Origin of the sequence: Streptomyces sp. NBC_00203 (genome assembly GCF_045206325.1) — a bacterium.
In the GTDB taxonomy this organism is placed as follows: Bacteria; Actinomycetota; Actinomycetes; order Streptomycetales; family Streptomycetaceae; genus Streptomyces; species Streptomyces lutosisoli.
In genome coordinates this window covers 1003390-1027652 of record NZ_CP108126.1, presented here as the reverse complement: position 1 = coordinate 1027652, position 24263 = coordinate 1003390, and the positions used below count along the sequence as shown (strand labels likewise).

The window sequence follows — 24263 nt, the reverse complement described above, 5'->3', positions numbered from 1 at the left end:
CGATGGCGGTCACCATAACCCCCTCACGCGGCCGCCGCTTCCGGCGTAGCGTGGAAGCGTCCCGGCACACCGAGTGGCGACCTTGGGGGGTGCGGGGGATGGAAGCCGTACCGGCGCTGCGAGCCGTCGGGCAGATGCGTCCCGGAGACCATCTGCTGCTCGGCTACGACACGGACGAGGAGCGCGAGACCGTACTCGCCGCGTTCCTCCTCGACGGACTGGCCAGCGGGCAGCGCGGGCTGGTGCTGACGCCGGGGGACATTCCGGCGGGCCTGGCCCTGTCCTTCCTGGAGGCGTACGGCTGCCCCGTGGACGAGGAGATCGCGGTAGGCAGGCTGGCGGTCGACCCGCAGCTGGCCACCCCCGAGGGGCTGTGGGACCTGGACGAGGTGATCCGCCGGGAGGCCCGTCGCGCGGTCGCCGACGGCTTCCTCGGTCTGCGCGTCAGCATGGAGGTGTTGTGCGGCCGGGCGGGCAAGAGCCTCAAGATGCTGCACGACAGCGAGCTCCTCCTCGATCCCGTCTTCGCCTCTCTGCCCGTGCTCGGCGTCTGCCAGTACGACCGGCGCGTCTTCGACGAGGAGGAGTTGATCCCGCTCGACGTACTGCACCACGGCAGGGTCGCCGCCGACCTCGTCTGGCACGACGAACTGCTCTCCATCACCCGCACTTTCGCACCCCCCGGCCTGGCACTCGCCGGGGAGATCGACGACACGAACGTCACCGCCGTCGCCCGCGCCCTGCACGCCGAGACGGCCCGCGCCCGCGGCCGCACCGCGAACGGTGTCCGCACCCGGCTCGACCTGCGCGACCTGCGTTTCGTGGACGTCGGCGCGCTGCGTCTGCTGGTCTTCTCGGCCCTCGGCCTGTACGCGGCGGGCGGCACCCTCGTCCTGCACGGCGTCGCCCCGCACGTACAGCGGGTGATGCGGGTGACCGGCTGGGACCGGGTGCCCGGCCTGCGGATCGAACAAGGAGACCGAGAAGCACAAGGAGAGCCCCCGCCATGACCCGGACCGGGTTCGTCCACCAGGCGCTCTGCTACGGCTCGGACGACGAATTCCTCGAAGGAACCCTGGAGTTCGTCCGCGACGGCCTGGCCGCGGGCGACGCCGTCCTCGCCGTCGTCAAGGACCACAACATCGCCCTCCTCGGACAGGCCCTCGGCAGCCGCTCCGGCGACGTCGAGTTCGTCGACGCCGACGACTGGTACGGCTATCCGTCCCGCACCCTGGGGCAGTACCACGCGTACTGCGCGGACCACGGCACGGACCGCCGCGTCCGCGTCATCGACGAACCCCTCTGGGCGGGCCGCACGGACTTCGAGGCACGCGAGTGGATGCGCTACGAGTCGCTGCTCAATGTCGCCTTCGCGCACTCTGCCCACTGGATCCTGTGCCCCTACGACACCCGCACGCTCCCCGCCGACATCTTGCTCACCGCGACCCGCACCCACCCCGAACTCGCCCTCGGCGCCCGCATGTCGGCTCCCAGCGGACGCTACGCCGACCCGGCCGACTTCTACGCCGAATGCGACGCCACCCGCCCGGCGGCACCGTTGCCCGAGGACTGCGACGACGGTGACGACCGCGACGACATCCGCTTCGCACGCGGCCGGTCGGCGGCCGTGCGTGGTGCCCTCGCCGCGTACGCCCGCCGTTCGGGGATGCCCGAGCAGCGGACGTACGACATGGTGGCGGCGGTGCACGAGGTACTGGTCAACGCGGTGCGGTTCGGGGGCGGTGGCGGCGTGCTGCGGCTGCGCAGCGACCCCGACTACGTGATCTGCGAGGTTACCGACGACGGTGCGCGCAACTGGGCGATGCCCGGGCCCTTCCCCGGCCATCTGCCGCCCGACGCGCGGGCCGTGGGCGGCCACGGGATGTGGGTGGTACGGCAGTTGAGCGATCTCGTCGCCGAGGACCTCGGGCCCACCGGATCCACCGTACGCATGTACTTCCGTCGCCCCGGCGCGTTCATCCGGCCGCCGGCAGTGTGAACTCGTAGACCAGGGCGTCCTGTTGGGCGTCCACCATGAGGTCGGTGATCTCCAGGGGCCGGTCGTACTGGTCGTGCACGCGCCGGGTGACCCGTACGGACTGCGGCAGCCGGGTGATCGAGTCCCGGTGGTGCAGGGTCAGCCCCGCCTTGCGCATCCAGTCGTAGGCCCGCCGCAGCTGCGCCGACGCGGTGCCGTCCGCGCGGTCGCGGTAGCGGGCCAGCTCCTCGACCTCGGTCACCGCGACCGTGGAGAAGGACGTCACGGCAGTGCGCAGTCCGGTGCCGTCCGCCGCGGCCGACTCATAGCGGTGGACCAGTGTCGGGCGGCGCGGCGCGAGTCCCAGGGCCTGCGCGTGTTCCGGCGAGGGAGCCTCCCAGTTCACGGTGGTGCGCTGGACGGCGCACGGTTCGGTGGTGTGCGCCCCGACGGGGAAGTCGAGGGACGGGACGTGCTCGGCGGTGGTGCCGGGCAGGGTGGCGTGGCTGCCGCGCCGGTCGGTGGAGACCAGACCGCTGCGCCGCAGCATCTGCAGCGCCTGCCGTACGGTCTCGCGGCTCACCCCGAACCGGGTGGCCAACTCCCGTTCTCCCGGCAGGCGTTCACCGGGCGGAATCGTCCCGTCGCGCAGGTCGCCGAGCAGCTGGGTGGCGATCCGCGAGTAACGGGGCTCGTGGTCGGATGGATGGGTGGTGCGGGCCATGTCCGCGCCTCCTGCGTGGTGACAAGACGTAGCCGTGCGGGCTCATTGCGCCACCACATCTAGCATTGGTCTAAACCACCAGGAAAGAGCTGCCGGGCACTTCGGCCGATTTCAGCCCACACCCTCCATGCGGTGCGGGCGTATTCAGAGCGCGCCGTACAGGGCGTCGACGAGCGCCATCTTCCTTGGGTCGTCGGCGATGTGCGGGCCCATGCGGTTCATGACGTAGCCCAGCGAGACGCCCGCCTCGGGGTCGGCGAGACCGCAGGAGCCGCCGAAGCCGTCGTGTCCGAAAGCCCTCGGGTTGGGACCGTACGACCCGTTGGGCCCGCTCAGCCACAGCCCGAGCCCGACCTCCGTCTCGTGCTCGAACCCGGCCCCCAGCACCAGGTCACGGCAGCTGCCCTGCCCCTCGCGCACCCGCTCGGCGGCCTCCGGCGAGAGCACCTGCCGGGAGCCGTACGCACCCCGCCGGGCGAAGATCCCGTACAGCGCGGCGACCGCGCGGGCCGTCCCATGGCCGTTGGCGGCCGGGATCTCGGCGGCCCGCCACTGCGGCGTGTTCGCCTCGTTGGCTCCCACCGGCGGGTTGGTGAGCGCGGCCAGCGCGGCGGGCGCCAACTGGGCGAAGATCGCCGCCTGTTCACTGCTCGGCGCGGCCGGCGGATGCACCAGCTCGGCCGCGCGGTCCGTCTCCTTCTCCGGCAGCCCGATCGTGAAGTCGATCCCGAGCGGCCCGGTCACCTCCCGCTCCAGGAACTCCCCGGGCAGCAGCCCCGAAATCCGCCGCACCACCTCGCCGACCAGGTGGCCGAACGTCAGCGCGTGATAGCCGGAGCGCGTACCAGGCTCCCACCACGGCTCCTGGGCGGCGAGACGTTCGACGGTCAGCTCCCAGTCGCACAGCTCGGCGAACGAGTGCGGCTCACGGAGCCCGGACAGCCCCGCCCGGTGCGACAACAGATGCCGCACGAGGACGTTCTCCTTGCCCGCCGCCGCGAACTCCGGCCAGTACGCGGCCACCGGGGCGTCGAAGTCGAGCAGCCCCCGATCGGCCAGGATGTGCGCGCACAGCGACGTCGGTCCCTTCGACGTCGACCACACGTTGACCAGCGTCTCCCGCTCCCAGGGGCGGGTGCGCGCCGCGTCGGCCCAACCGCCCCACAGATCCACCACGGTCTCCCCGCCGAGCGTGACCGTCACGGCCGCGCCCAGTTCACCGCGGTCGCGGAAGTTCTCCTCGAACGCGACGCGCACCGCCGAGAAACGCGCGTCGCAGTGGCCTTGAACGTCAGGCGCGTGCTGGGACATGGGGCCTCCGTCATACGTCCGCGGGTGAACCTGGAAGGGTCCGGGCCCGTCGAACGTACCGACTGGTCGGACTGGAGGGAAGCCGCAGGACACCACCTCGTCGTCGCCACTGGCCGCCGTCACGGGGGCGGCGGGCAGTGGCGCGCGCCTGGATGAGGATGAGGGAACCGGCCGGCTCCTGATGACCCGTGACGGTGTGCGCAACACCTCAGGGAATGCAGCCTCCTGGCAATGTTGCTGCGCCAGAAGGGCCTTACCGCTTCGGGCTACGGCCGGACCGGCTCGGAGAAGGGCACGACTTTTACCCGGCCGAGCCGTACCACCAGCAGTAATTATCGGACATCAAAGACCCGAACTGGTACTTCGGACGGAAACCGGTGTCTCTTGTCCGATCGGCGTGGCCACGGCGGATGTCTGAGCCCTCGGGCCCCGCTCGAGCCTCAGCTCTGTTCGATGTGCAGATGGATGGGACCTCGCAGGACGGGGCTGGGCCGGTACGGCGGCGGGTCGGTGACCAGTCTGGGCCGGTCCAGGCGGCGTACCAGCTCGTTCAGTGCGATCTGGGTTTCCAGCCGGGCAAGCGGGCCGCCGAAGCACAGGTGGATGCCGCTGCCGAACCCGAGGTGCTGGTTGTCCTGCCGATCGGGGTCGAAGCGGTCGGGATCGTGGAAGCGGTCCGGATCGCGGCTGCCCGAGGCGAGCATGAGCATGATCTGTGAGCCCTTGGGGATGACGGTGTCGGCGACGGTGATGTCGCTGTACGCCGCCCGCCAGGGAATCATGTGCACAGGGGGCTCGTAGCGCAGCAGTTCCTCGACCAAGGGCACGATCAGGTCCGGTTCGTTGCGCAGTCGCTGGAGCACTTGCGGGTGGCGCAGGAGCGTCAGCATGCCGTTGGTGATGAGGTTGACGGTGGTCTCGTGGCCGGCGATGAGCAGCAAGTTGGCGGTGCTGACGATTTCCTCGTCGGTCATCCGCCCGTCGGGCCCGTCATCGTTGGCCAACCGCGTCAGCAGGTCGTCGCCGGGCCGGCCGTGGCGTTGTTCCAGCAGCCCGCCGAGGTATTGGCGCAGGTCTTTGCTGGCCTGGATGCCGTTGTCCAGTTTCTCCTTCGGGTCGGTCTTGGGGTCGTAGGCGATCAAGTCGATGATGGCGTTCACCCACACGTGGAACCGCGGTTCGTCCTCGCGCGGCACACCGAGCAGGTGGCAGATCACGGTGACGGGGAACGGGTAGGCGAAGTCGTCGACGATGTCGATCCGCTCTTTGCCAGCGAAGTCGTCGATCAGGCCGCTGACGATGGCGGTCAGGTCGGGTTCCATGCCGGTCACCAGCCCCGGGGTGTGCGGGGGGCCGAAGGGGCGCATCGCCAGGCGCCGCAGACGGTCGTGCTCGGGCGGATCGATGTTGATGAACGACGGCGTGGCACGTTCCTCGGCCCCGGGTATCGGCCGTGACAGGTTGCGGACGTCGGAGCTCAGGTGCGGATTGTGCAGTATGCCGGTGAGCTCGCGATAGGTGCTGATGACGTAGCTGCCGTCCTCCTGCAGGGCCACCGGTGTCTTGCGTAGCTCGGCGTACAGCGGGTAGGGGTCGGCTCGGGAGGAATAGTCGAGGATCCGGGGCAGGATGTCGGGCGTCTTGGTCGTGGTCATGTCACTTTCCCTCCTGCTTCCCCTACCTGTGCTGCCGCATGGCGCTGACGCGCCGTTCGCCCGGGTCATGTCCGGTGACGACCACCGTGGCACCCTGGGCGAGCAGAGTGGGGCCGGGGAAGTCGACGGGTACCGGTTTCGCGTCGACGGGCTGGTCGGGCGTGGGGCAGGGGGGCGGGAAGGGCGCGGCGGTCTCGATCAGCTGCCGGTAGTGGTCCAGCCACTTCGCGTTGTTGAAGCTGACCGCTGCGGTCACGCGGCCCTGGTACCCGTATGCGGCGACGAAGCGGTGGTCTGGCACGGATCCCTGGGTGACGACGACCTCGTCGGCGTAGGTCGGTACACCGACGGACTTGATGTTGACGCCGAACTGGATGGACCAGAACGTCGGGATGGACAGGTGCGGCCAGCGGTCCGCCTGGGCGCTGACCATGTTGTGCGCCGCGATCTCGGCCTGCTCCACGGCGTTGGCCCAGTGTTCCAGTGAGATGAAGCGGTATTCGTAGATCGGGTTCGGGCAGCGTGCCACGTCTCCGGCGACGAAGATGTCGTCGGTGACCAGGCCGTTGAGGTCGAAGGCGCGGCAGCCCGCGTCGCAGGCGACTCCCCATGGGCCCACCGCCAGTCCCGAGTCGCTCAGCCACTCGGTGTTGCGGATGCCTCCGAGCGCCACCACCGCCACGTCGGCGTCGACGGTGTTGCCGTCGGAGAAGTGGGCGCGGCGGAACCGCCCCTGCGCGTCGCCCTCCAGCTGGGTGACTTTGACACCGCAGCGCAGGTCGACACCGTGGGCACGCTGCATGTCCGCCGCGACCTCACCGATCATGGCGCCTAGTCCCCCGACCAGCGGGGTCGGCGCGAGTTCGGCGACGGTCACCGGGATGTCACGCTCACGGCAGATGGAGGCGATCTCGGAGCCGGTGAAGCCCGCGCCGATGACCAGTACGCGGGAGGGCCCGGCGGCGATCGCTCGCTGCAGGCCCTCGGCGTCCTCGCGCGTGCGGACCACGAATACGCCGTCCAGGGCCGCCTCGGCCTCGACAAACCAGGGCCGGGCTCGTACCCCGGTGGAGATCAGCATGCGGTCGAAGGGGATCCTGCGGCCGTCGGCAAGATGCACGTGGTTGGTCGCCAGGTCCAGTCCGTCGGCGGGAACGCCCAGCAGCCACTCCGCATCGATGTCACGACGTCGCGGCAGCGTAGTGCCCCCGGCCGGCACCCACCCGGTCAGCACCTGCTTGGACAGCGGGGGGCGGTCATAAGGCTCGCCCAGCTCGTCACCGATCATGGTCAACGTCCCGGTGAACCCCTCATCGCGCAGAGCCTCCGCGGCTCGCAGTCCCGCCAGCGACGCCCCGACGATCACAACGCGGCCGTCACGCTTGAACCCCTGCAGGGTGTCGGCACTGCTCATGACGGCGACACCCCCACCGACGCGTCCCGCTCCTCCAACTGGTCGACCAGAATTGCCTGGAGCGGGCAGGCCGCCGCGGCTCGCAGCACCTGCTCGCGCTGGGCGTCGTCCGGGTTCGAGGAATACATCAGCGCTTCCTCGCCGTGCATCCGGAAAGCGTCCGGAGCCAGGAACGCGCACTGCGCATACCCCTGACACCGGGACAGATCAACGACAACTCTCATCCCGACCTCCATTTCAGGGACTGCAAAGCTGCGGGCCCTGAGGCAGCACTCCTACGGCGCCCAAAGCGCGAGGCACGCCTTCGAAGACAGGGAATCGGCATGTGTTCACGCCTGAGAATGCGAAGGGGTGCACCGCGCGTGAAAGGTCTCCGCAGGAAGAATTGATCATCGCGAATGAGGCCTCGGCGTCTGCAAACCGCCCGGAGAACCTGACCTTGGCGCCAAAAGCCTATCCCGCACGCATATCGTCCGCACCCCGGGACAGGGGCTTACGGGCGCCGGTCACCCCGGCAAGCCAGTGGGCCCGAATAGGAGAAGTGCGCCTCTGAGCTGGGCGGAAGGTGCGTGCCGAAGGGACCGTCCACCGCTTGTGGCCGCTGTCAGGAGGTGAGGATGCCGATGCCATCACCGATCAGTTTCAACCCCAGGACGAAGAACAGGACTGCCATCACGGCGACGTTGTGCTGTGCGGCCCAGTCTTTCCAGCCGCCGAGCGTGGTCTTTGCCCGCTCTCCCCCGACCAGGAAGACTCCCAGCGGAGCCAGCAGTCCGAGTGAGCCGATCAGTACGAAGATCGCCAGCGACGCGATCTGCTGCCCGACGGGAAGCCCGGCCGAAGCGATCGAGGCGCCTGCGGCGATGGTCAGCGGGGCATTCTTGGCATTGAGCGCGACCAGGGCCACCGCAAGCCCGAAGACCTTCAACGGCGTGAGTCGGTCGATCGTGGCCATCCACTTCGGCAACTGCGCCTCCGAAGCATCCGCCGGGCGCCGACGCCACTGCCTAGCGCCGAAGAGGACGAGCAGCACTCCCAGGACAATCTTGAGGCCGCCCACCCAGGTGGCCGGCTGACTGTCGGCGGAGGAACCGTCTGGTCCGACGATCGCCAGCACCACCCCGCCAAGCGCGGAGAGCCCCAGAACCCAGCCCGCGGCGAACAGCAACCCGTTGAGTCGTCCCCGAGGTGTGGCGAGTACGAGAATCATCGCGATGATCGGGAGCGGGCTGATGGCGACGGCGGCCGCAAAACCCAGGACATCACCAAGAACTTGACCCATGGCAGCCTCCAGAAGCGGATCGAGTGATCGGACTGGGCAGGGCTTGGCAGGAGTCGGCCCGGCAGCCCGTGTGGAGAGCCGCCTGACTGTCCTGGGCAGAGCACTGGGCCAAAAAACCTTCAGACCTCTCCACGGACATCGTCGACCGCACATTGCCCACCCGCACGACACAAGCGCCCAAGGGGTGAGCCGCGCTGCACCACCGCGCGGCGCGCAACAGACGGGCCACCACCCTGCTCAGCACCCACCCAACAAGCCGAAATGGCCCGCCGGAGAACGACGGACCGTCATGAAAGCGGGCTCCCACGGCTTGCCTGCCGGGCTGACGATCCCCCGCTCCTGTCAGTCACGGCATGCTTGCCAAGCTCTTACTCGCGAGTACGCGCCGCATTCCCTCCCGGATGGGCCTTGGCCTCGCTCTCACGGATCGTCATGCGGGCGACCATGCGGCCGGTCGGCGTCGCAAGGTCGATCTTCCCGCTCACCGTGGCGAGTTCGACACCGCGACGGTCGGCAAGGTCAATAACATCTTCCAACTCACGCTGTGACCGACGTGGTGATCCCCTTGCGGTTCCAGTCCGCCACGACGGCGTGCCAACTGGCCCCCTCAATGAGGCGTTTGACCGCATCCCGAATGTGCTTGGCCTCGGTCGGATCAAGGATGCGCTTGTCCCCCTGCCATCCGAGCGGGCGCGTCCCACCGACAGGTATGCCCCGGTCTCGTCGCGCCTTGTGATTGCGGCGAGCGCGGCGAGCGGTGTCGGCGGACTGCTTGTTGGCCATGGCAACGACGACACCGGCCATGGCGCGCCCGTTGTCGGTCAACAGATCCAAGGTGCCCGTGATGTCGATGATCGGCGGGCAGACGCACGCGCTTGCGCTTCCAGGCGGAGGTGTCCGGCTCCATGTACGTGCACGTAGCGACCGCCTCGGCTCTCGACGAACCCGCGGCCGTCCCTCTCCTGCTCCTCAGTGCTCTTGATGTCTCTACCGGTGACGAACCGAGGGCCAGCCTCCTCCGACGTAGCGTCAGAGGAGATCTCGCCCTCGGTCTCTTCGGTGGACAGTCAGGCCAAGCCAGCCCAGTTCTGTCCCTCCAGATTCCCCCAGTGCGCTCGCTGTACTAAGTCATCTCCCATGGGAGAGAGGTTACGTACGCAGGGGTGCTGTGCCAGTAGTCACGGGTCTCCACAGCCAGACCCTCCGCGTCGAAGCGCACGAAGACGCAGCCCGCCAGCGTCGACGGCTGTCCGTCCTCCTCCGCGAGGACGCGGAACTCGGCGACCGCCAGGCCGTCCTGACCGACGATCGGTTCGGAGAATCGAACATCGGTCGTGTGCTCGGCCGCGAAGGACCACCGTATATACGCGGCGAGTTCCTCCGGGCCCCGGTGTGGCTCGCGGAACGGCATGGAACGGTGGACGCAGTCGGCGGCGTACAACTCCAGGATCGCGTCGACGTCGTGGGCCGCCCAGGACCGTTCCCACACCCGGACGAAGCGCCGCGCCGCCTGAGCCGTGTCCATCGCCGGCCTCAGAGGTGCGAGGGCAGCCAGCGCAGCTGGGCCGCCTCCTGGTAGGGGCCGCCGCCCTCGTGGTCGTTGAAGTCGTACACCTCGATCTCCTTGTCGTCGTGGGCCCACGCGTTGAACGCGGCGAAGACCGAGGAGGGCGGGCAGGTCTGGTCCTCCAGGCCCACCGAGAAGAGGGCGGGCGCCCGGCCGCGTGCCGCGAAGTGCACCCCGTCGAAGTAGGAGAGCGTGCGCAGGATGTCGGCGGTGTGCCCGCGGTGGGTCTTGAGGAAGTTGCCGATCTCCCGGTACGGAGAGCGGTCCGTGATGGTCGTCGAGCGGGGGAAGTCGCACAGGAACGGCACGTCCGGCACGATCGCGGCCAGATCGGGGACCAGTCCGCCCACCGCGATGGTGATGCCGCCCCCCTGGCTCCCGCCGAGGGCCGCGACGCGAGCCGCGTCGACCAGCGGATGCGAGCGGGCCGCCTCCACCGCGCGCACCGCGTCCGTGAACACCCGGCGGTAGTAGTAGTTCTCGGGAGCGTCGACACCGCGGGTCATGTAGCCGGGGAACGCGGGCCCGCTGCCCACCGGGTCCGGGGTCTCGCCGCCACCGCCCCAGGCGCTGCCCTGGCCGCGCGTGTCCATCACGAAGTGCGCGAAGCCCGCCGAGGCCCAGAGCAGATGGGTGTGCGGAAGGCCGCGACCGCCGCCGTACCCGACGAACTCGACGACCGTGGGCAGGGGCGAGTTGGCCCAGGCCGGCACCGTCAGCCAGCCCTTGATGGGGTGCCCGCCGAATCCGGCGAAGGTGACATCGTAGACCTTGAGGGTCTTGAGGGCTGTCTCGACCGGCTCGAAGCGGGCGTCGAGCTCGTGCTCACGGGCCTCCTGGAGTGTCTTGGCCCAGAAGGCGTCGAAGTCCTCGGGCTCGGCGGACGCGCTGCGGTAGTCGCGGAGTTCGTCGAGGGGGAGGTCGAACAGGGCCATGAAGGACCACCTTTGACATCAGGGGTGCGGATGATCACACCGTACGTGTGCCATCGGAGGGCCGCCAAGCCTTGGCCACCGCCCGTTCTCCGCCCTCGGCGCTTCGATGCGGCGCTTCAACTCGGCGCAGCAACGGCGTTGTTCAGCGGCCTCAGCCGAAGCGCTCGATGCGGATCCGGTCCACGGGCTGGCCCGCCTCCACCAGCAGCCGGGAGGCGTGCTCCGCGAACCCGTTGGAGCCGCACACATAGGCTTCCCACCCACCGGGAGGCTGTTCGGCCAGGAGCGGTGCCACATGTGCGGCCGCCATACGTCCGACCGGCACACCGTCCGGGGCGCCGCGCGTGAAGACGGGCGTGGTCTCCTCGCCGTACTCCCGCGCGTAGATGAGTTCCTCGGGGGTGCGCGCGGAGACGAGCAGCCGCAGCGGCACGTCCAGATCCCGCCCGCGGTGGTGGCGCAGCATCGACATCAGCGGGACGACACCGGAGCCGGCGCCGATGAGCAGCGCGGGCCGGTCGCCGGGCCAGGCGAAGAAACCGCTGAGCGGCCCGCGCACCTCGACCGAGTCGCCGGGCCTGGCCACGGTGTGGAACCAGCCGGAGACCTCGCCGCCCTCGACATGGTCAAGGGTCAGCTCGATGTGACCGGCGTCGCCGGGCGGTGACGCGATGGAGTAGTGGCGCTGCGCCAGATACCCGTCCTCGGCCCTCAGCCGCAGCATCAGATGCTGCCCCGGCAGATGCCCCGTCCAGTGCGGGACCGCGAACCGGAAGGTGGCCGCGTGCGGCGTCTCCCGGCGGATCTCGGTGAGCGTGGCCTTCTGCCAGGTGGCCGCGGCGCGGTTGCTCACGGCGATCCGCCCTGGCACGGCGAACCGCGTGGGCGGCACGAAGGTCTCGGTCATCGTCCTCATCAACGGAGTTGTCCCCATCAACGGAGTTGTCTCAGCCACCGCGGTTGTCGCGGTCACCGGAACTGTCTGCGTCACCGAAGTCGTCTCAGTCACCGGAGTAGCGCTGCTCTTCCCAGGGGTTGCCGCGTGCGTGATAGCCGTTCTGCTCCCAGAAGCCCGGCTCGTCGTGGTCGAGGATCCTGAGGCCCGCGATCCACTTGGCGCTCTTCCAGAAGTACAGGTGCGGCACGATCAGCCGCGCCGGGCCGCCGTGTTCGGCGGGCAGCGGCTTCCCGTCGTACTCCCACGCGATCCAGGCACGGCCGCCGGTGAGGTCGGCGAGCGGCAGGTTCGTGGTGTACCCGCTGTGCGAGTAGGCGACCGCGTGGGTGGCGCTCGCGTCCGGGCGTACGGCGTCCAGGAACGCGTCCAGGGACACGCCCCCGAAGCGCACCCCGAACTTCGACCAGCTCGTCACGCAGTGGATGTCGCCCTCGTACGCCGAAGCGGGCAGCGCGTGCGCCTGCTCCCAGCTCCAGGTGCGCTCCTCGGCGACCAGGCCGTCGACCCGGAAGCTCCAGTCGGCGGGCGCGAGGTCGGGGGTGACCTCGGCGGACAGGACGGGCCAGTCGTCGCCCGCGTCGTACTGGCCGGGCGGCAGTCCGGCGTTGTTGGCGCGCGGGCGCCCGGTGAAGCCTCGCGTGACGTTCATAGGGGTGGTGCCTCCAGGGCCGCCGGGGACGGCGGCCCGCGGATCGAGCGTGACCAGTGCCCGCACATGCGTCCGTGATCAGCGCATACGCGTACATCAATACTTACGCATTCAACCGTACGCGGTGGTGGACCGTGCTCCGCGCCCGGGCGGGGCCCCGATCATTGCGGACGTATGAACTCTCCAGGGGCCGGGGAATAGCCACGCCGCGATCTTCCTTGCCGCTGATGGCGGATCCGGTGGCCCCTACAACCGGTGACGGTGGCCCTTGCGCCCGGTGACAGCGAAGGAGAGTGAGGGAGCAGATGCCCAAGGCGTACGTCTTCACGCGGTACGGAGGCCCCGAGACCGAGGCCCTGGCGGAGCTGGACCGCCCCGGCCCGGGACCCGGCCAGCTCCTCGTCGCGGTGCGCGCCGCCGGTGTGAACCCCGTCGACTGGAAGCAGCGGACGGGCTATCGCCGCCCGGGCGGCGACGAGCGCGAGCTGCCCGCCGTGTTCGGCAACGAGGTCGCGGGGGTCGTCGAGGAGGTCGGCGCCGACGTGACCGGCTTCACCGCCGGGGACGAGGTCTTCGGCAACCCGGTGGCCGGCGGCTACGCCGAGTACGCCCTGCTTCCCGTCGCCGTCACCGCGCACAAGCCCGCCGGGCTGTCCTTCACGGACGCCGCGGCCTTGCCCGTCGCGGCGGCGACCGCGTACGACGGAATCCGCCAGCTCGGCCTGCCTTCCGGCGCGACCGTGCTGATCACCGGCGCGGGCGGCGGAGTCGGTGTCGCCGCCACGCAGATCGCGCGCGCCTTCGGGCTGCGCGTCGTCGGGGTCGCGAGCGACGGCAAGAAGGACTTCGTCGAGTCGCTCGGAGCCGTGCACGTCCCGTCCGGGCCCGGCCTGGAGGAGCGGGTGCGCGCGGCGGCGCCGGACGGGGTGGACGGAGTGTTCGACCTGGTCGGGGGCGAGGTCCTGGAAGCCGCAGCGACGCTGCTGACCGACCGTACGAAGCTGATCACCGGCGCCGACCGGGAGACGGTCGCGCGGCTCGGAGGCGTACCTGTGGCACGGGCCCGCACCGCCGCCGTGCTCGACGAGGTGGCGAAACTCGTGGTGGACGGCGAGCTGCGGCCGTTCGTGACACGGACCTTCCCGCTCGACCGGGCCGGTGAGGCGCTGCGCACCGTCGAGGACGGTCATGCGCGCGGCAAGATCGTGATCGAGGTGTCCGCATGACCACGCACCCGCTGGACAACCCCGCGCTCGGTTCGCTGACCGGCCCGCACGCCCACTTCGCCGAACGCCGCGGCAACGTCCTGCGCTACCCCGTGGACGTATCGCCGTGGCTCGCGTTGCCGGACGAGCCGGACGCCGACGACTGGGCGGACCTGGCGGCCCTCGTGGGCCCCGGAGGCGAGGCACCCCTGGCCGGATTCAACGGGCGGACGCCGGACGGCTGGGAGGTGACCTTCGAGTTGGAGGGCGTCCAGCTCGTCGACGACGGGATCGCCGCGGCGCCGGACACCGAAGCCGTGCGGCTCGGCCCCGCCGACGTACCCGAGATGCTGGACCTGGTCGAGCGGACCAGGCCCGGCCCCTTCCTGCCGCGCACCGTCGAGCTCGGTACCTATCTCGGGATCCGCCGGAACGGCGCCCTGATCGCCATGGCGGGGGAGCGGTTGCACCCGCCGGGATGGACCGAGATCAGCGCGGTCTGCACCGACTCCGACTTCCGGGGCGAGGGCCTGGCCACCCGGCTGATCCTGGCCGTCGCGCACGGCATCCGCGAGCGCGGCGAGACTCCCTTCCTGCACACCGCGGCGGGCAACACCAACGCCATCCGCCTCTACGAATCCCTCGGCTTCCGGCTGCGCCGCACCACCCGCTTCATGGCGGCACGCGTGCCCGAGCACCTGGGCGACGAGCGGGTCGTGGGAGCCCGGTGACGCCGAGGACCGCGGTGATCGCGGGCGGGACCGGCGGCGGAGGCACTTCTCAGCTCGCGGATCAGCTCGCGGACGTCTTCGTGACCGGGCCTTCCTGCGAAGCCGTGGTGTTGTAGCGCAGCAGGTACGAGGCGAAGCGCGCGAGATCCTCCTCGGACCAGCCCATGAGCCGCTCCCGGAACGCCACGCGGCGGCGTCGGGTCACCTGGGCGAGGATCTCCTTGCCCGCCTCCGTCAGATGCAGCACCTGCACCCGGTGGTCCTCGGGGTCGAGCCGCCGTTCGATGAGCCCGGCCCGCTCCAGCGCGGCCACCTGACGGCTCACGGTGGACTTGTCCAGCGCGTAGTGCGAGGCCAGATCGGTGGCACGGCAGCCGCCGCTCTCCTCCAGATGGCCGAGCAGGGTGTACGAGACCAGGGACAGCTCGGGGTGCATGCGCCCCGCCGAGGCACGGGCCCGCCGGGCGAAGACGGTCATCTCGCGTTGAATGGTCTCGACGGCCAGGTCGGCGGCCAGGTCGGCGGCCGGCGTGCCGACGGTGACATCGGCGGCCGTCGTGCCGGCCGTGCCCGCCGTGACAACGGTCTCATCGAACTCTTCGGATGCCTTCACGGGACCTCCCTCCACTCTCTGGTTGTATAGTACAACTTGATAGAGAGTTGTATATGCCAACCAATGGAGGACCCGTGGACACCGGCCTGCGCTCCCCGGCCCTGCGCCATGTGCTCACGCACCTGGTCACCCCGTTGCTGATGTGTCTCGGCATGGGGCTGGCCTACATGGGCGCGTTCGTGACGCCGGAGCCGAACCACCTGCCCGTCGCCGTCGTCGGCACCGGACCCGAGACGAAGGTCTTCGCCCAGACGGTCAAGGACAAGGCGGGGGACAAGCTCGACGTACGGACCGTCGCGAGCCGCGCCGAAGCGGTGGACCTGCTCAAGTCCCGTGACATCACGGGCGCTTATGTGCTGAGCGCGAAGACGCCGGAGCTGGTCGTCGCCACCGCCGCGTCCGACATGGGCGCCGTGGCCGTCGAGAAGGTCTTCGCGCCGGTCGCCGACCGGCAGGGAGTGCCCCTGAAGGTCACCGATGTGGCCCCGCCGGTCTCCGACGACCCCACGGGCCAGGGCCTGTTCTTCCTGCTGATCGCGTTGAGCATCGGGTCGTACGCGTCCGTCGCCGCGCTCGGTGCCGCGGGCGCGGGCCTGGCCCTGCGGATACGCGCACTGCTCGCCGTGGGCGTTTCCGCGGTCGTGAGCGTCATCGGCGCCGCCCTCGCCGGGCCCGTCTTCCACCTCGCGCACCACGATCTCGCGAGTGTGTGGGCGATGAGTTGGCTCTACTCCGCGGGCATCCTCTTCCTCGGCGTCGGACTCCACACGTTCCTCAAGCGATGGACCACTCTCGCGATGATGGTGCTCTTCGTGATGCTCAACTTCACCAGCTCCGGAGGCCTGTTCCGGCCGGAGCTCCAGAACGGCTTCTTCGGCACCCTGCACGCCTTCTGGAACGGCGCCGGGTTCGTCGAGGGCATCCGCAGCCTCCTCTACTTCGACCGAGACGGGCTGTCCGGCAACGTGGGGACGCTGGTCGCCTGGCTGGTGATCGGCCTGCTGGTCACGGCCGTCGCCGGTGCCGTCGAGCGTGCGCGCGCCCGTCGCGCCGTACGGGAAGAGCCTGTCTCCGAGCCCGAGCCCGAGCCCCAGCCCGTGACCGAAGAGGCGGAGGCCGAGGAGGAGCTGGAGGAGTCGGTCGCCGTCTGACCGTTCCTGTAGGGTGGCCGTCCCGGCTGCGGACCGCCCCAGCCGAGGAGTTGTCGAGGAGGTGAGACCCATTACCGCTGTGTCAGGTCGGGTGCTCTCCTCCCAAGGCAACGCGACTCACCGCCTGTAGGTGACCGCGAGAGCGCCCTTCGCTCATCGAAAGGCTCTCGGCTTCCATGCCCCCTCTTGCTGATTCCGTTGTCGCCGCGCTCCGTTCCGCAGGCTGTGTCTTCGCCGAGGACGAGGCGGAGTTGATCCTCTCCACCGCCCGCACCCCGGACGAGGCCACCGCCATGGTGGACCGGCGCGTCGCGGGACTGCCCCTCGAACACGTCCTCGGCTGGGCCGGGTTCCACGGTCTGCGCATCTCCGTGGAGCCGGGTGTCTTCGTGCCCCGTCGTCGCACCGAGTACCTCGTCGACCAGGCGGTGGCCCTCGCCCGTGGCGCGTCGGTCGTCGTGGACCTGTGCTGCGGCTCCGGCGCGGTGGGCGCCGCCCTGGCCGCGGCCCTCGGCGGGCCCGAACTGCACGCCGCCGACATCGACCCGGCCGCGGTGCGCTGTGCCCGCCGCAACGTCGCGCCGTTCGCCGGTCATGTCCACGAGGGCGACCTCTTCGCGGCCCTGCCCGACACCCTGCGCGGCCGCGTCGACGTCCTGGCCGCCAATGTGCCGTACGTCCCCACCGAGGAGGTCGGCCTGCTGCCCTCGGAGGCCCGCGACCATGAACCCCTGGTCGCCCTCGACGGAGGCGATGACGGGCTCGACCTCGTACGCAGGGTCGCCGCGGAGGCGCCCCAGTGGCTGGCCCCCGGCGGCTGCCTCCTTGTCGAGACGAGCGAGCGCCAGGCGCCCCTGGCTGTCGAGGCCTTCGCCCGCGGTGGTCTGCTGGCCCGGCTGGCGGTCTCCGAGGAGATGTACGCCAACGTCGTGATCGGCGTACGCCCTTAGGACCGGTCTCTCCTCGTCTCTCACGGGTCGCGTGGCGGACCGACATGCCGCCACTTCCGGTCCCGGGTCGTCGAATCGCCCCGTCTCGCGCGCCGGACTCCGGCTGAACGCAGGCGCGAGACGGAGGTTCGACGATGACCACCCCCGAGAAGTTCCACGCGTGGGACATCCAGGAGTCCGGGCCCGCCGACGCACGGGCGACGGTGCTGCTGCTTCCCGGCGCAATGTGCAGCGGCGCGTTCTACGAGGACCTGATGGCCGCGCCGGCGCTCGCCTCCGCGCCGGTGCGGCTGATCGCGGCCACGGTCCCGGGCCATGCGGGCACCCCGCCCCCACGGGACCTGAGCATGGAGAACTACGCGGCGCTGGCGGGCGCGCTCGCCGCGGAGCGGGGCTGCGACGTCGTGGTCGGCCACAGCCTCGGCGCCAACGTCGCCCTGGAAATGGCGGCAGGCGGACACTTCTCCGGCCCGGTGGTGCTGCTGTCCCCGACCTTCTCCGCGCCCGACGAGCCGAGGGCGCTGGCCGTCGCCAATCGCCTCGGCAGGCTGCCCGGCATCGGAGCCCTGACCTGGTCCGCCCTGGTGAAGGTGGCGGCGCGCGCCATGGCGAGCAGTCTGCCCCCGGCCCGCCGTGAGGCGCTGGTGGCCGAGTTCAAGAAGAACGACCCGGCGTTCTGCCGTCAGGTGATCCGCCGCTACTTCGACTACCTGGACCGGCACGGTTCGCTGGTGCCGCGGCTCCGCGACTCGGGCGTGCCGGCCTGGGTCGTACGCGGCGACCACGACGAGATCGGGCTCACGGACGAGGAGCGCGCCGGACTCGACGCCAGCCCCGACGTCACGATGGTGGTCGTCCCCGACGCGGGCCACCTGGTGATGGTCGACCAGCCCGCACCGGTCGCCGAACTCGTGGCCCGGGTGGCCCTCCGCTGAGTGACCCTCGTCATTGTGCAACTAGTTGCACAATGCGTAGCCCGTCGTCTACAACAGACACACGACACCGCGCACGGAGGGCCAGATGAGCCGTTACCCGCACCTGCTGAACCCGCTTGACCTGGGATTCACTACCCTGCCCAACCGCGTGCTCATGGGCTCCATGCACGTGGGCCTGGAGGAGGCCGAGCGCGGCTTCGAGCGGATGGCGGAGTTCTACGCCACCCGGGCGCGCGGCGGTGTCGGCCTCATCGTCACCGGCGGCATCGCACCGAACGACGCGGGCCGGCCGTACGAGGGCGGCGCCAAGCTGACCACCGAGGCGGAGGCCGAGCAGCACACGGAGATCACCGCCGCGGTGCACCGCGAGGGCGGCCGGATCGCGATGCAGATCCTGCACTTCGGGCGGTACGCCTACCACCAGGACCTGGTCGCCCCGAGCGCCCTCCAGGCGCCGATCAGCCCCTTCCCGCCGCACGCGCTCACCGACGCCGAGGTCGAGCAGACCATCGACGACTACGCGCGTGCCGCCCGCCTGGCGAAGCAGGCCGGCTACGACGGCGTCGAGATCATGGGCTCCGAGGGCTACCTGATCAACGAGTTCATCGCCGTCCAGACGAACCAGCGCGAAGACCGCTGGGGCGGCTCGTACGAGAACCGCATGCGCTTCCCCGTCGAGATCGTCCGGCGCGTGCGCGAGGCGGTCGGCGAGGACTTCATCATCATCTACCGTCTGTCGATGCTCGACCTGGTGCCCGGCGGCTCCTCCTTCGACGAGGTCATCACGCTCGCCCAGGCCGTCGAGGCCGCCGGTGCGACGATCATCAACACCGGCATCGGCTGGCACGAGGCCCGTATCCCCACCATCGCGACGTCCGTGCCGCGCGGCGCGTACGCCTGGGTGACCAAGAAGGTCATGGGCGCGGTCTCGATCCCGCTGGTGACGACCAACCGCATCAACACCCCTGAAGTCGCGGAGCAGTTGCTCGCCGACGGCCACGCCGACATGGTGTCGCTGGCCCGCCCGATGCTCGCCGACCCCGACTTCGTCGCCAAGGCGGAAGCCGGGCGTCCCGAGGCCATCAACACCTGCATCGGCTGCAACCAGGCCTGCCTCGACCACACCTTCAGCGGCAAGATCACCTCCTGCCTGGTCAACCCGCGCGCCTGCCACGAGACGGAACTCGTCCTCGCACCGACCCGGCTGCGCAAGCGCGTTGCCGTCGTGGGCGCCGGTCCGGCCGGACTCGCCTGCGCCGTCTCCGCCGCCGAGCGTGGCCACGACGTCACCCTCTACGACGCCGCGCCCGAGATCGGCGGCCAGCTCAACGTGGCCCGCAAGGTCCCCGGTAAGCAGGAGTTCGACGAGACGATCCGCTACTTCCGTACGCAGCTCGAACTGCACGGCGTGGACGTCCGGTTGAACACCCGCGTCACCGCGGACGGACTGGACGCGCACGACGAGGTCGTCGTCGCGACCGGCGTCAGCCCCCGCACCCCCGAGATCCCCGGCGTCGACCACCCCAGCGTGGTCGGCTACCTCGACGTCCTGCGCGACGGCGCCCCCGTCGGCGACCGCGTCGCGATCCTCGGTGCCGGCGGCATCGGCTTCGACGTCGCCGAGTACCTCACCGACAGCGGTGACAAGGCGAGCGAGGACCCGGCGACGTACTTCCGGAACTGGGGCGTCGACATGGACTACCGGGCACCCGGCGGCCTCGCCGCGCCCGAGCGGCCCGCCCCGCCGCGCACGGTCCACCTCCTCCAGCGCAAGGCCACCAAGGTCGGCGCCGGACTCGGCAAGACCACCGGCTGGATCCACCGCACCGAGCTCAAGCACCGGGGCGTCACCATGGTTCCGGGTGTTCAGTACGACCGGATCGACGACGCGGGACTGCACGTCACCGTCGACGGGCACAGCCAGGTCCTGGAGGTCGACACGATCGTGCTGTGCACCGGGCAGGAGCCGCGCCGCGACCTGTACGAGGAGCTGCTCGCCGCGGGCCGCAGCGTGCACCTCATCGGCGGCGCCGACGTGGCCGCCGAACTGGACGCCAAGCGTGCCATCAAGCAGGGCACGGAGCTGGCGGCGGCGCTCTAGAGACGAAAGGCGGGAGGGCCGTCGCCGTATCGGCGGGCCGTGGCCAGGCGCCCGGTCCCGCGAGCGGTGGGGCGGCCCTCCCTAGGATGACCCCATGTCACTCCCGCACGCGATCCTCACCGCCCTGCTCGAGAGGCCGTCGTCGGGTCTCGAACTGACCCGGCGGTTCGACAAGTCGATCGGCTACTTCTGGTCGGCGACGCATCAGCAGATCTATCGCGAGCTGGGAAAACTGGAGGCCGAGGGCTACATCCGAGCCCTGCCCTCCGAGCAGCCGGCCCGGGGGCAGAAGAAGAGCTACGAAGTCCTGCCCGCCGGTCGCGCCGAACTGGCCCGTTGGACGGCCGCCGCCCAGGATCCGAAGCCGATGCGCGACACGATGCTGCTGCGGCTGCGCGCCTCGGCCGTCGTCGGCACGGCAGGCATCGAGGCCGACCTGCACCGCCATCTCGCCCTGCACCAGCGGCAGTTGGCCGAGTACGAGGAGATCCAGAAGCGCGACTTCCCACCCGGCAAGGACACTCCGCAGGACCGCCTCCGGCACCTTGTGCTGCGCGCCGGAATCGACCTGGAGACCTTCTGGACCCAGTGGCTGACCCACGCGCTGGAGGAGTTCGGGCAACTCGGGGACGAGCCGGCCGTCCTCCGACCGGAGTCGGGTGGACGGCCGCCGGTGTGACGTGCCCTTGGGTCAGAGCCGGTGGGGCTTGGCCCGGCGGCGCAGGAACCAGGCCGCCGCCACGGTGCCCGTGGCGACCAGCGCGACGCCGCCCACCAGGGTGACCGTGCCGTAGTTCTTGACCGCTCCGCCGAAACCGCCCATGACCCCGAGCGACGGTGAGGCCGTCGCGGAGATCGTGGGCGTCGAGGGGGCCGAGACGATGATGGACTGGGTGCCCGCCGTCGTCCCGTCCTGGCAGACCACGATGACGGTGTAGGTGCCCGGGCTCACGCCCGACCAGGACGAGGACTGACTACTGCTCGTCCCCGTCAGCGACATTTGGCGCCCTTGGGAGAAGTTCGCCTGTCCACTGGAGAGCAAGGAGGAGTTGCCGAAGCTGCTGCCGTTGCTCGGACACGCGCTGGTGGTGACCGAAACGACGGAACCGGTGGTACTCACCGAGATCCCCGAACCGAACGCGGCGGCCGAGGGAGCGGTCAGGGTAAGCGGCAGCGCAGCGGCGGCGGCCACGGTCAGGCCGGAGCGGAGAAGAAACTGAGTAGTACGCATAGGAACTGCCCTCCAGCGGCACGGTTGGCGGTACATCCCATGCGCCGCCGAGGATTGGAAAGGCCCGTGCTGCCTCAGGGAGAGCCAACGTGCCCCCGGCCCGGCCCGCATGCGGACGGGGACCGGGCAGGTGATGAATTCCTTCGTCCGGCCGACTGCTGATGACTTGTTACCGCCGTGGGTGAGGCGTCACCACGTGCGGCCCGCCTGGAGCAGCCGCTCCCGGACGAGGGCCACATGCGGGTTGTCCGAGGCGCCGGGCCGCTGGGTGAGATACCCGGTATTGATCGGCGGGTCCTCGGGCGACAGCAGGGGCACCAGGGCGCCGGAGGCCAGCTCGGCGAGGCACAGATAGCGGGGGAGCACCGTGATCCCGGCGCCGGACACGACCGCCGCGAGGACGCCCCGCAGATCGGGCACCGTGATCGCGGCCTGCCCGCTCAGCCGTACCTCGAAGACATGGCGCCAGTAGCGGCGGGCGATGGGCAGATCCTCGGCGTACGTCACCAGGGGCACCCCGTGCAGCGCGGCGGGCCCCTCGGCCGCCACCCGGTCCACACCGATGCGCTCGGCCCATTCGGGGGAGGCGACGAGCACGAACTCCTCGTCCATCAGCGGCACGGAGGTGAGGGTGCGGCCGCGCGGCCGGGTCGTGGCGATCACCAGGTCGAAGCGGCCGCCGCGCAGCCCGTCCAGCAGCTCGTCGGTCAGCCCGGTGCTGATCCGCAGCCGTACGCCCTGTTCCGTCAGCGGCGCCAGCGCGGGCAGCGCCTTCGTGCACAGCAGCTCGGCCGGACCCGCCACATGGACCGGGTCCGGCGGCTGGTCGGCACCGAAGCCGCCGCGATCCGCGACCGCCGCGAGCGTGTCCAGCGGCGCCGCGACCTGCGCGGCCAGCTCGTCCGCCACCGCCGTGGGCATCACACCCCGCGGCCCCCGCTCGAACAGCTCCCGGCCCAGCTGCTCCTCCAGCGACCGCATCTGCGTCGTCACCGTCGGCTGCGAGAGGCCCAGCAGCCGTCCTGCCGCCGTGAACGACCCCGTCCGGTGCACGGTGAGGAAGGTGCGCAGCAGGGAGAGATCGAGCGGAGTCGCGGCATTGGCTTCTCTATGGGCCATACGAGTAACCCTATGACGCACCTATCGCTGCTTGCCCGTCCGCACTAGGGTCTGTTGCGAAAGTGGATCATGAGTCGTGGTCGGCTCGGGCGGCTGTCTGGTCTGACCAGCCCCGCGACAGGGGGAGACGGCCGGATCGGAGCGTGTCGCGCTGTTCGGTCACCCATTGCTCAACCTGATCTACGGATTCCGCGACAGGCTGGTCCGTAGTGTCGAGCAGGTGGGTGCACCATCGCTGATCGTCGGCGGTCCACCCGGTCCAGCGGTGCCAGGCCATACGGGGCCAGCTGTCGTCGATGATGGCGTCGGGTCGGTATCGGGGATCCTCAGCGTGCTTGCGATGCCAGGCGGCCCAGCCGAGGAAGGCGTCAACCGCCGGAGCGTCCCACCGGTCCGAGTCGCGCTTGGTGAGCCTGCCGCGCCGGAGCTCGTCGGACACGTCGACCAGACAGACCGCGATGCCATCTAGCAACGGGGCGGAGGGGCTGGCCAGGACCTCTCCCAGCGGGGACTGCCCGGTCAGCAGGAGGTCGACTCCACGGGCCTGGTACTCCAGCGCACGCCGCACCCACATCTCGGTCATGCGGTTTCGCCACTGGCGATCGGCGCCTTCCGGTACGCCGAGCTCGTCGAAGTCGTGCACGGCGAGCCGCCCCAGCCGCTCGCTCACGGGGTAAGCGAGCGTGGTCTTGCCCGAACAGCTGGAACCGGTCAGTTTGAGCAGCATCTCACCAGGGTGGCAGGTCAGTGGTGGTGTCCTCGAAAGGTTTTCCCAGGAACTTTCTGCCCCCGCTCCGGCTTGTCACAGCCACTCGTTGATGGCAGCGACCTGTACGGTCGCTTCGTAGCGGACGGCCAGCTTGTCGTATCTCGTCGCCACCGCACGGTGCCTCTTCAGCCGATTGATCCCGCACTCCACCGCGTGTCGCTCGCGATAGTCGACCTTGTCGAACTTCGGCGGTCGGCCGCCTCGGGAGCCGAGCTTCTTGCGATTGCGGACCTGGTCAGCTTTCTCCGGGATCGTGCAGCCGATGCCACGTCTGCGCAGGTAAGCGCGGTTCGCTCGGGAGCCGTAAGCCTTATCGGCCCGCACCTTGTCCGGCCGGGTGCGCGGCCGGCCCCGACCCATCCGGGGCACCCGTATGGCCTCCAGTACCGGCTGGAACTGCGGGCTGTCATGCCGATGCCCGGCGGTGACGATGAGTGAGAGGGGCTTTTGACCCTGCTCGACCGCCAGGTGCAACTTGGTGGTCAATCCGCCGCGCGAACGCCCGAGGCCGTGGTCGTCGGGCTCGGTGTCGACCCCGCCGGGAGACTCCTTCTGCGCTGCCCCTTTTTACGCGCCCCGGCGGCGTGCTGGTGCGCCCGGGCGATGGTGGAGTCCACGCTGACGTCCCATGTGATGAGGCCCTTCGCGTCGGCTTCGGCCTGGAGCTGCTCGAAGATCCGCTTCCAGGTGCCGTTGCGCTGCCAACGACGGAACAGGTCGTAGGCCCGGTCCCACGGCCCGTACCGGTCCGGAACGTCCCGCCACGGCGCACCGGTCCTGGTCCGCCAGCGTATGCCGTCAATCAACTGCCGACGCGTCCACGTCGGCGGCCGCCCCGGCTTCTTGCCCAGCGGCAGCAACGGCTCCAGCCGAGCCCACTGGCCATTCGTCAGATCTCCACGCCCCACGGCGCTTGATCATCCACGACCTTGATCCACTTTCGCAACAGACCCTAGACGCCTCACTCTCGCCCGTCCGCAGTGTG

26 protein-coding genes are annotated in these 24263 nt (G+C 70.2%); 10 read left to right on the top strand and 16 right to left on the bottom strand.

Annotated features, from left to right (window positions below; genetic code table 11):
• The first annotated feature begins 98 nt into the window (after positions 1 to 98).
• Together OG975_RS04945 and OG975_RS04940 are read left to right on the top strand one after the other, a co-directional pair.
• On the top strand, positions 99 to 1010 hold the full coding sequence (locus OG975_RS04945) for an MEDS domain-containing protein (RefSeq protein WP_406327697.1): 912 nt from the start codon (positions 99 to 101) through the stop codon (positions 1008 to 1010).
• Positions 1007 to 1999, top strand: a complete 993-nt coding sequence (locus OG975_RS04940; RefSeq protein ID WP_406327695.1) for an anti-sigma factor RsbA family regulatory protein — start codon at positions 1007 to 1009, stop codon at positions 1997 to 1999. The genes OG975_RS04945 and OG975_RS04940 overlap by 4 nt, the downstream gene beginning before the upstream one ends.
• Here OG975_RS04940 and OG975_RS04935 read toward each other — a convergent pair.
• From OG975_RS04935 to OG975_RS04910, 6 genes are all read right to left on the bottom strand, one after another.
• A complete protein-coding gene (locus tag OG975_RS04935; protein WP_406327694.1) occupies positions 1977 to 2702 on the bottom strand; it encodes a GntR family transcriptional regulator in 726 nt (241 codons plus the stop codon). The two genes, OG975_RS04940 and OG975_RS04935, sit on opposite strands and share 23 nt — an antisense overlap.
• Positions 2703 to 2846: 144 nt before the next feature.
• On the bottom strand, positions 2847 to 4013 hold the full coding sequence (locus OG975_RS04930; protein WP_406327692.1) for a serine hydrolase domain-containing protein: 1167 nt from the start codon (positions 4011 to 4013) through the stop codon (positions 2847 to 2849).
• A 440-nt stretch (positions 4014 to 4453) separates the two neighbouring features.
• Positions 4454 to 5668, bottom strand: coding sequence for a cytochrome P450 (locus OG975_RS04925; RefSeq protein ID WP_406327690.1), 1215 nt, complete (start codon positions 5666 to 5668; stop codon positions 4454 to 4456).
• A 22-nt stretch (positions 5669 to 5690) separates the two neighbouring features.
• Positions 5691 to 7082 (bottom strand): NAD(P)/FAD-dependent oxidoreductase, encoded by a 1392-nt coding sequence (locus OG975_RS04920; protein ID WP_406327688.1) that lies wholly within the window; start codon positions 7080 to 7082, stop codon positions 5691 to 5693.
• Positions 7079 to 7306: a ferredoxin gene (locus tag OG975_RS04915; protein ID WP_369255584.1), complete on the bottom strand. Its 228-nt coding sequence runs from the start codon at positions 7304 to 7306 to the stop codon at positions 7079 to 7081. Before OG975_RS04915 ends, OG975_RS04920 begins: the two co-directional genes overlap by 4 nt.
• 380 nt (positions 7307 to 7686) lie before the next feature.
• The gene (locus OG975_RS04910) at positions 7687 to 8364 is read right to left on the bottom strand and encodes a GAP family protein (protein WP_406327687.1); all 678 of its coding nucleotides are present in this window, start codon (positions 8362 to 8364) and stop codon (positions 7687 to 7689) included.
• A gap of 353 nt (positions 8365 to 8717) precedes the next feature.
• Between OG975_RS04910 and OG975_RS04905 the strand changes: the two genes are divergently transcribed.
• The gene (locus tag OG975_RS04905; RefSeq protein ID WP_406327685.1) at positions 8718 to 8912 is read left to right on the top strand and encodes a hypothetical protein; all 195 of its coding nucleotides are present in this window, start codon (positions 8718 to 8720) and stop codon (positions 8910 to 8912) included.
• Here the strand turns inward: OG975_RS04905 and OG975_RS04900 are convergent.
• From OG975_RS04900 to OG975_RS04880, 5 genes are all read right to left on the bottom strand, one after another.
• Positions 8902 to 9189: a hypothetical protein gene (locus tag OG975_RS04900; RefSeq protein WP_406327683.1), complete on the bottom strand. Its 288-nt coding sequence runs from the start codon at positions 9187 to 9189 to the stop codon at positions 8902 to 8904. The two genes, OG975_RS04905 and OG975_RS04900, sit on opposite strands and share 11 nt — an antisense overlap.
• 298 nt (positions 9190 to 9487) lie before the next feature.
• Positions 9488 to 9889, bottom strand: coding sequence for a nuclear transport factor 2 family protein (locus tag OG975_RS04895; RefSeq protein ID WP_406327682.1), 402 nt, complete (start codon positions 9887 to 9889; stop codon positions 9488 to 9490).
• A gap of 8 nt (positions 9890 to 9897) precedes the next feature.
• Complete coding sequence (locus tag OG975_RS04890; protein ID WP_406327680.1) at positions 9898 to 10866, bottom strand: acetylxylan esterase; 969 nt, start codon at positions 10864 to 10866, stop codon at positions 9898 to 9900.
• 151 nt (positions 10867 to 11017) lie between these two features.
• Positions 11018 to 11773 carry a ferredoxin reductase gene (locus OG975_RS04885; RefSeq protein WP_406336146.1) on the bottom strand — a complete coding sequence of 252 codons (756 nt, stop codon included), beginning with the start codon at positions 11771 to 11773 and terminating at the stop codon, positions 11018 to 11020.
• A 94-nt stretch (positions 11774 to 11867) separates the two neighbouring features.
• The gene (locus tag OG975_RS04880) at positions 11868 to 12473 is read right to left on the bottom strand and encodes a sulfite oxidase-like oxidoreductase (protein ID WP_406327679.1); all 606 of its coding nucleotides are present in this window, start codon (positions 12471 to 12473) and stop codon (positions 11868 to 11870) included.
• A 305-nt stretch (positions 12474 to 12778) separates the two neighbouring features.
• Between OG975_RS04880 and OG975_RS04875 the strand changes: the two genes are divergently transcribed.
• Both OG975_RS04875 and OG975_RS04870 read left to right on the top strand, forming a co-directional pair.
• Positions 12779 to 13699: an NADP-dependent oxidoreductase gene (locus tag OG975_RS04875; RefSeq protein WP_406327678.1), complete on the top strand. Its 921-nt coding sequence runs from the start codon at positions 12779 to 12781 to the stop codon at positions 13697 to 13699.
• Positions 13696 to 14409 carry a GNAT family N-acetyltransferase gene (locus OG975_RS04870; protein ID WP_406327677.1) on the top strand — a complete coding sequence of 238 codons (714 nt, stop codon included), beginning with the start codon at positions 13696 to 13698 and terminating at the stop codon, positions 14407 to 14409. The genes OG975_RS04875 and OG975_RS04870 overlap by 4 nt, the downstream gene beginning before the upstream one ends.
• A 61-nt stretch (positions 14410 to 14470) precedes the next feature.
• On the opposite strand, the gene OG975_RS04865 is transcribed toward OG975_RS04870, so the two are convergent.
• The gene (locus OG975_RS04865) at positions 14471 to 14887 is read right to left on the bottom strand and encodes a MarR family winged helix-turn-helix transcriptional regulator (protein ID WP_406336145.1); all 417 of its coding nucleotides are present in this window, start codon (positions 14885 to 14887) and stop codon (positions 14471 to 14473) included.
• A gap of 221 nt (positions 14888 to 15108) precedes the next feature.
• Here OG975_RS04865 and OG975_RS04860 point away from each other — a divergent pair, with 221 nt between their 5' ends.
• The 5 genes from OG975_RS04860 to OG975_RS04840 all read left to right on the top strand — a co-directional run bounded on the left by OG975_RS04860 (position 15109) and on the right by OG975_RS04840 (position 20838).
• Positions 15109 to 16173 carry a hypothetical protein gene (locus OG975_RS04860; RefSeq protein ID WP_406336144.1) on the top strand — a complete coding sequence of 355 codons (1065 nt, stop codon included), beginning with the start codon at positions 15109 to 15111 and terminating at the stop codon, positions 16171 to 16173.
• Between the two features lie 176 nt (positions 16174 to 16349).
• Positions 16350 to 17123: a putative protein N(5)-glutamine methyltransferase gene (locus OG975_RS04855; RefSeq protein WP_406327675.1), complete on the top strand. Its 774-nt coding sequence runs from the start codon at positions 16350 to 16352 to the stop codon at positions 17121 to 17123.
• A gap of 134 nt (positions 17124 to 17257) precedes the next feature.
• On the top strand, positions 17258 to 18058 hold the full coding sequence (locus OG975_RS04850; RefSeq protein WP_406327674.1) for an alpha/beta fold hydrolase: 801 nt from the start codon (positions 17258 to 17260) through the stop codon (positions 18056 to 18058).
• Positions 18059 to 18143: 85 nt separating this feature from the next.
• Positions 18144 to 20159 (top strand): FAD-dependent oxidoreductase, encoded by a 2016-nt coding sequence (locus tag OG975_RS04845; RefSeq protein ID WP_406327673.1) that lies wholly within the window; start codon positions 18144 to 18146, stop codon positions 20157 to 20159.
• A gap of 94 nt (positions 20160 to 20253) precedes the next feature.
• Entirely contained in the window at positions 20254 to 20838 is a 585-nt protein-coding gene (locus OG975_RS04840; RefSeq protein WP_406327671.1) for a PadR family transcriptional regulator, read from the top strand.
• Positions 20839 to 20850: 12 nt separating this feature from the next.
• Here the strand turns inward: OG975_RS04840 and OG975_RS04835 are convergent, their stop codons facing one another.
• The 4 genes from OG975_RS04835 to OG975_RS04820 form a co-directional block, all read right to left on the bottom strand.
• Positions 20851 to 21390 (bottom strand): hypothetical protein, encoded by a 540-nt coding sequence (locus OG975_RS04835; RefSeq protein WP_406327670.1) that lies wholly within the window; start codon positions 21388 to 21390, stop codon positions 20851 to 20853.
• A gap of 189 nt (positions 21391 to 21579) precedes the next feature.
• Complete coding sequence (locus OG975_RS04830; protein ID WP_406327668.1) at positions 21580 to 22509, bottom strand: LysR family transcriptional regulator; 930 nt, start codon at positions 22507 to 22509, stop codon at positions 21580 to 21582.
• 67 nt (positions 22510 to 22576) lie between these two features.
• Positions 22577 to 23236, bottom strand: a complete 660-nt coding sequence (locus OG975_RS04825; protein WP_406326905.1) for a hypothetical protein — start codon at positions 23234 to 23236, stop codon at positions 22577 to 22579.
• Between the two features lie 75 nt (positions 23237 to 23311).
• Positions 23312 to 24186, bottom strand: a protein-coding gene (locus OG975_RS04820) for an IS5 family transposase (RefSeq protein ID WP_406326904.1) whose coding sequence is annotated in 2 segments (ribosomal slippage) — positions 23312 to 23839 and positions 23842 to 24186 — 873 coding nt in all. Because the reading frame shifts where the segments join, the coding sequence is not laid out codon by codon here.
• Positions 24187 to 24263 lie beyond the last annotated feature (77 nt).

Excerpts from the sequence above, each read along its gene's own strand:
- OG975_RS04945 (WP_406327697.1), top strand. The coding sequence starts at position 99 with ATGGAAGCCGTACCGGCGCTGCGAGCCGTCGGGCAGATGCGTCCCGGA.
- OG975_RS04940 (WP_406327695.1), top strand. The coding sequence starts at position 1,007 with ATGACCCGGACCGGGTTCGTCCACCAGGCGCTCTGCTACGGCTCGGAC.
- OG975_RS04935 (WP_406327694.1), bottom strand. The coding sequence starts at position 2,702 with ATGGCCCGCACCACCCATCCATCCGACCACGAGCCCCGTTACTCGCGG.
- OG975_RS04930 (WP_406327692.1), bottom strand. The coding sequence starts at position 4,013 with ATGTCCCAGCACGCGCCTGACGTTCAAGGCCACTGCGACGCGCGTTTC.
- OG975_RS04925 (WP_406327690.1), bottom strand. The coding sequence starts at position 5,668 with ATGACCACGACCAAGACGCCCGACATCCTGCCCCGGATCCTCGACTAT.
- OG975_RS04920 (WP_406327688.1), bottom strand. The coding sequence starts at position 7,082 with ATGAGCAGTGCCGACACCCTGCAGGGGTTCAAGCGTGACGGCCGCGTT.
- OG975_RS04915 (WP_369255584.1), bottom strand. The coding sequence starts at position 7,306 with ATGAGAGTTGTCGTTGATCTGTCCCGGTGTCAGGGGTATGCGCAGTGC.
- OG975_RS04910 (WP_406327687.1), bottom strand. The coding sequence starts at position 8,364 with ATGGGTCAAGTTCTTGGTGATGTCCTGGGTTTTGCGGCCGCCGTCGCC.
- OG975_RS04905 (WP_406327685.1), top strand. The coding sequence starts at position 8,718 with ATGCTTGCCAAGCTCTTACTCGCGAGTACGCGCCGCATTCCCTCCCGG.
- OG975_RS04895 (WP_406327682.1), bottom strand. The coding sequence starts at position 9,889 with ATGGACACGGCTCAGGCGGCGCGGCGCTTCGTCCGGGTGTGGGAACGG.
- OG975_RS04890 (WP_406327680.1), bottom strand. The coding sequence starts at position 10,866 with ATGGCCCTGTTCGACCTCCCCCTCGACGAACTCCGCGACTACCGCAGC.
- OG975_RS04885 (WP_406336146.1), bottom strand. The coding sequence starts at position 11,773 with ATGACCGAGACCTTCGTGCCGCCCACGCGGTTCGCCGTGCCAGGGCGG.
- OG975_RS04880 (WP_406327679.1), bottom strand. The coding sequence starts at position 12,473 with ATGAACGTCACGCGAGGCTTCACCGGGCGCCCGCGCGCCAACAACGCC.
- OG975_RS04875 (WP_406327678.1), top strand. The coding sequence starts at position 12,779 with ATGCCCAAGGCGTACGTCTTCACGCGGTACGGAGGCCCCGAGACCGAG.
- OG975_RS04870 (WP_406327677.1), top strand. The coding sequence starts at position 13,696 with ATGACCACGCACCCGCTGGACAACCCCGCGCTCGGTTCGCTGACCGGC.
- OG975_RS04865 (WP_406336145.1), bottom strand. The coding sequence starts at position 14,887 with ATGACCGTCTTCGCCCGGCGGGCCCGTGCCTCGGCGGGGCGCATGCAC.
- OG975_RS04855 (WP_406327675.1), top strand. The coding sequence starts at position 16,350 with ATGCCCCCTCTTGCTGATTCCGTTGTCGCCGCGCTCCGTTCCGCAGGC.
- OG975_RS04850 (WP_406327674.1), top strand. The coding sequence starts at position 17,258 with ATGACCACCCCCGAGAAGTTCCACGCGTGGGACATCCAGGAGTCCGGG.
- OG975_RS04845 (WP_406327673.1), top strand. The coding sequence starts at position 18,144 with ATGAGCCGTTACCCGCACCTGCTGAACCCGCTTGACCTGGGATTCACT.
- OG975_RS04840 (WP_406327671.1), top strand. The coding sequence starts at position 20,254 with ATGTCACTCCCGCACGCGATCCTCACCGCCCTGCTCGAGAGGCCGTCG.
- OG975_RS04835 (WP_406327670.1), bottom strand. The coding sequence starts at position 21,390 with ATGCGTACTACTCAGTTTCTTCTCCGCTCCGGCCTGACCGTGGCCGCC.
- OG975_RS04830 (WP_406327668.1), bottom strand. The coding sequence starts at position 22,509 with ATGGCCCATAGAGAAGCCAATGCCGCGACTCCGCTCGATCTCTCCCTG.
- OG975_RS04825 (WP_406326905.1), bottom strand. The coding sequence starts at position 23,236 with ATGCTGCTCAAACTGACCGGTTCCAGCTGTTCGGGCAAGACCACGCTC.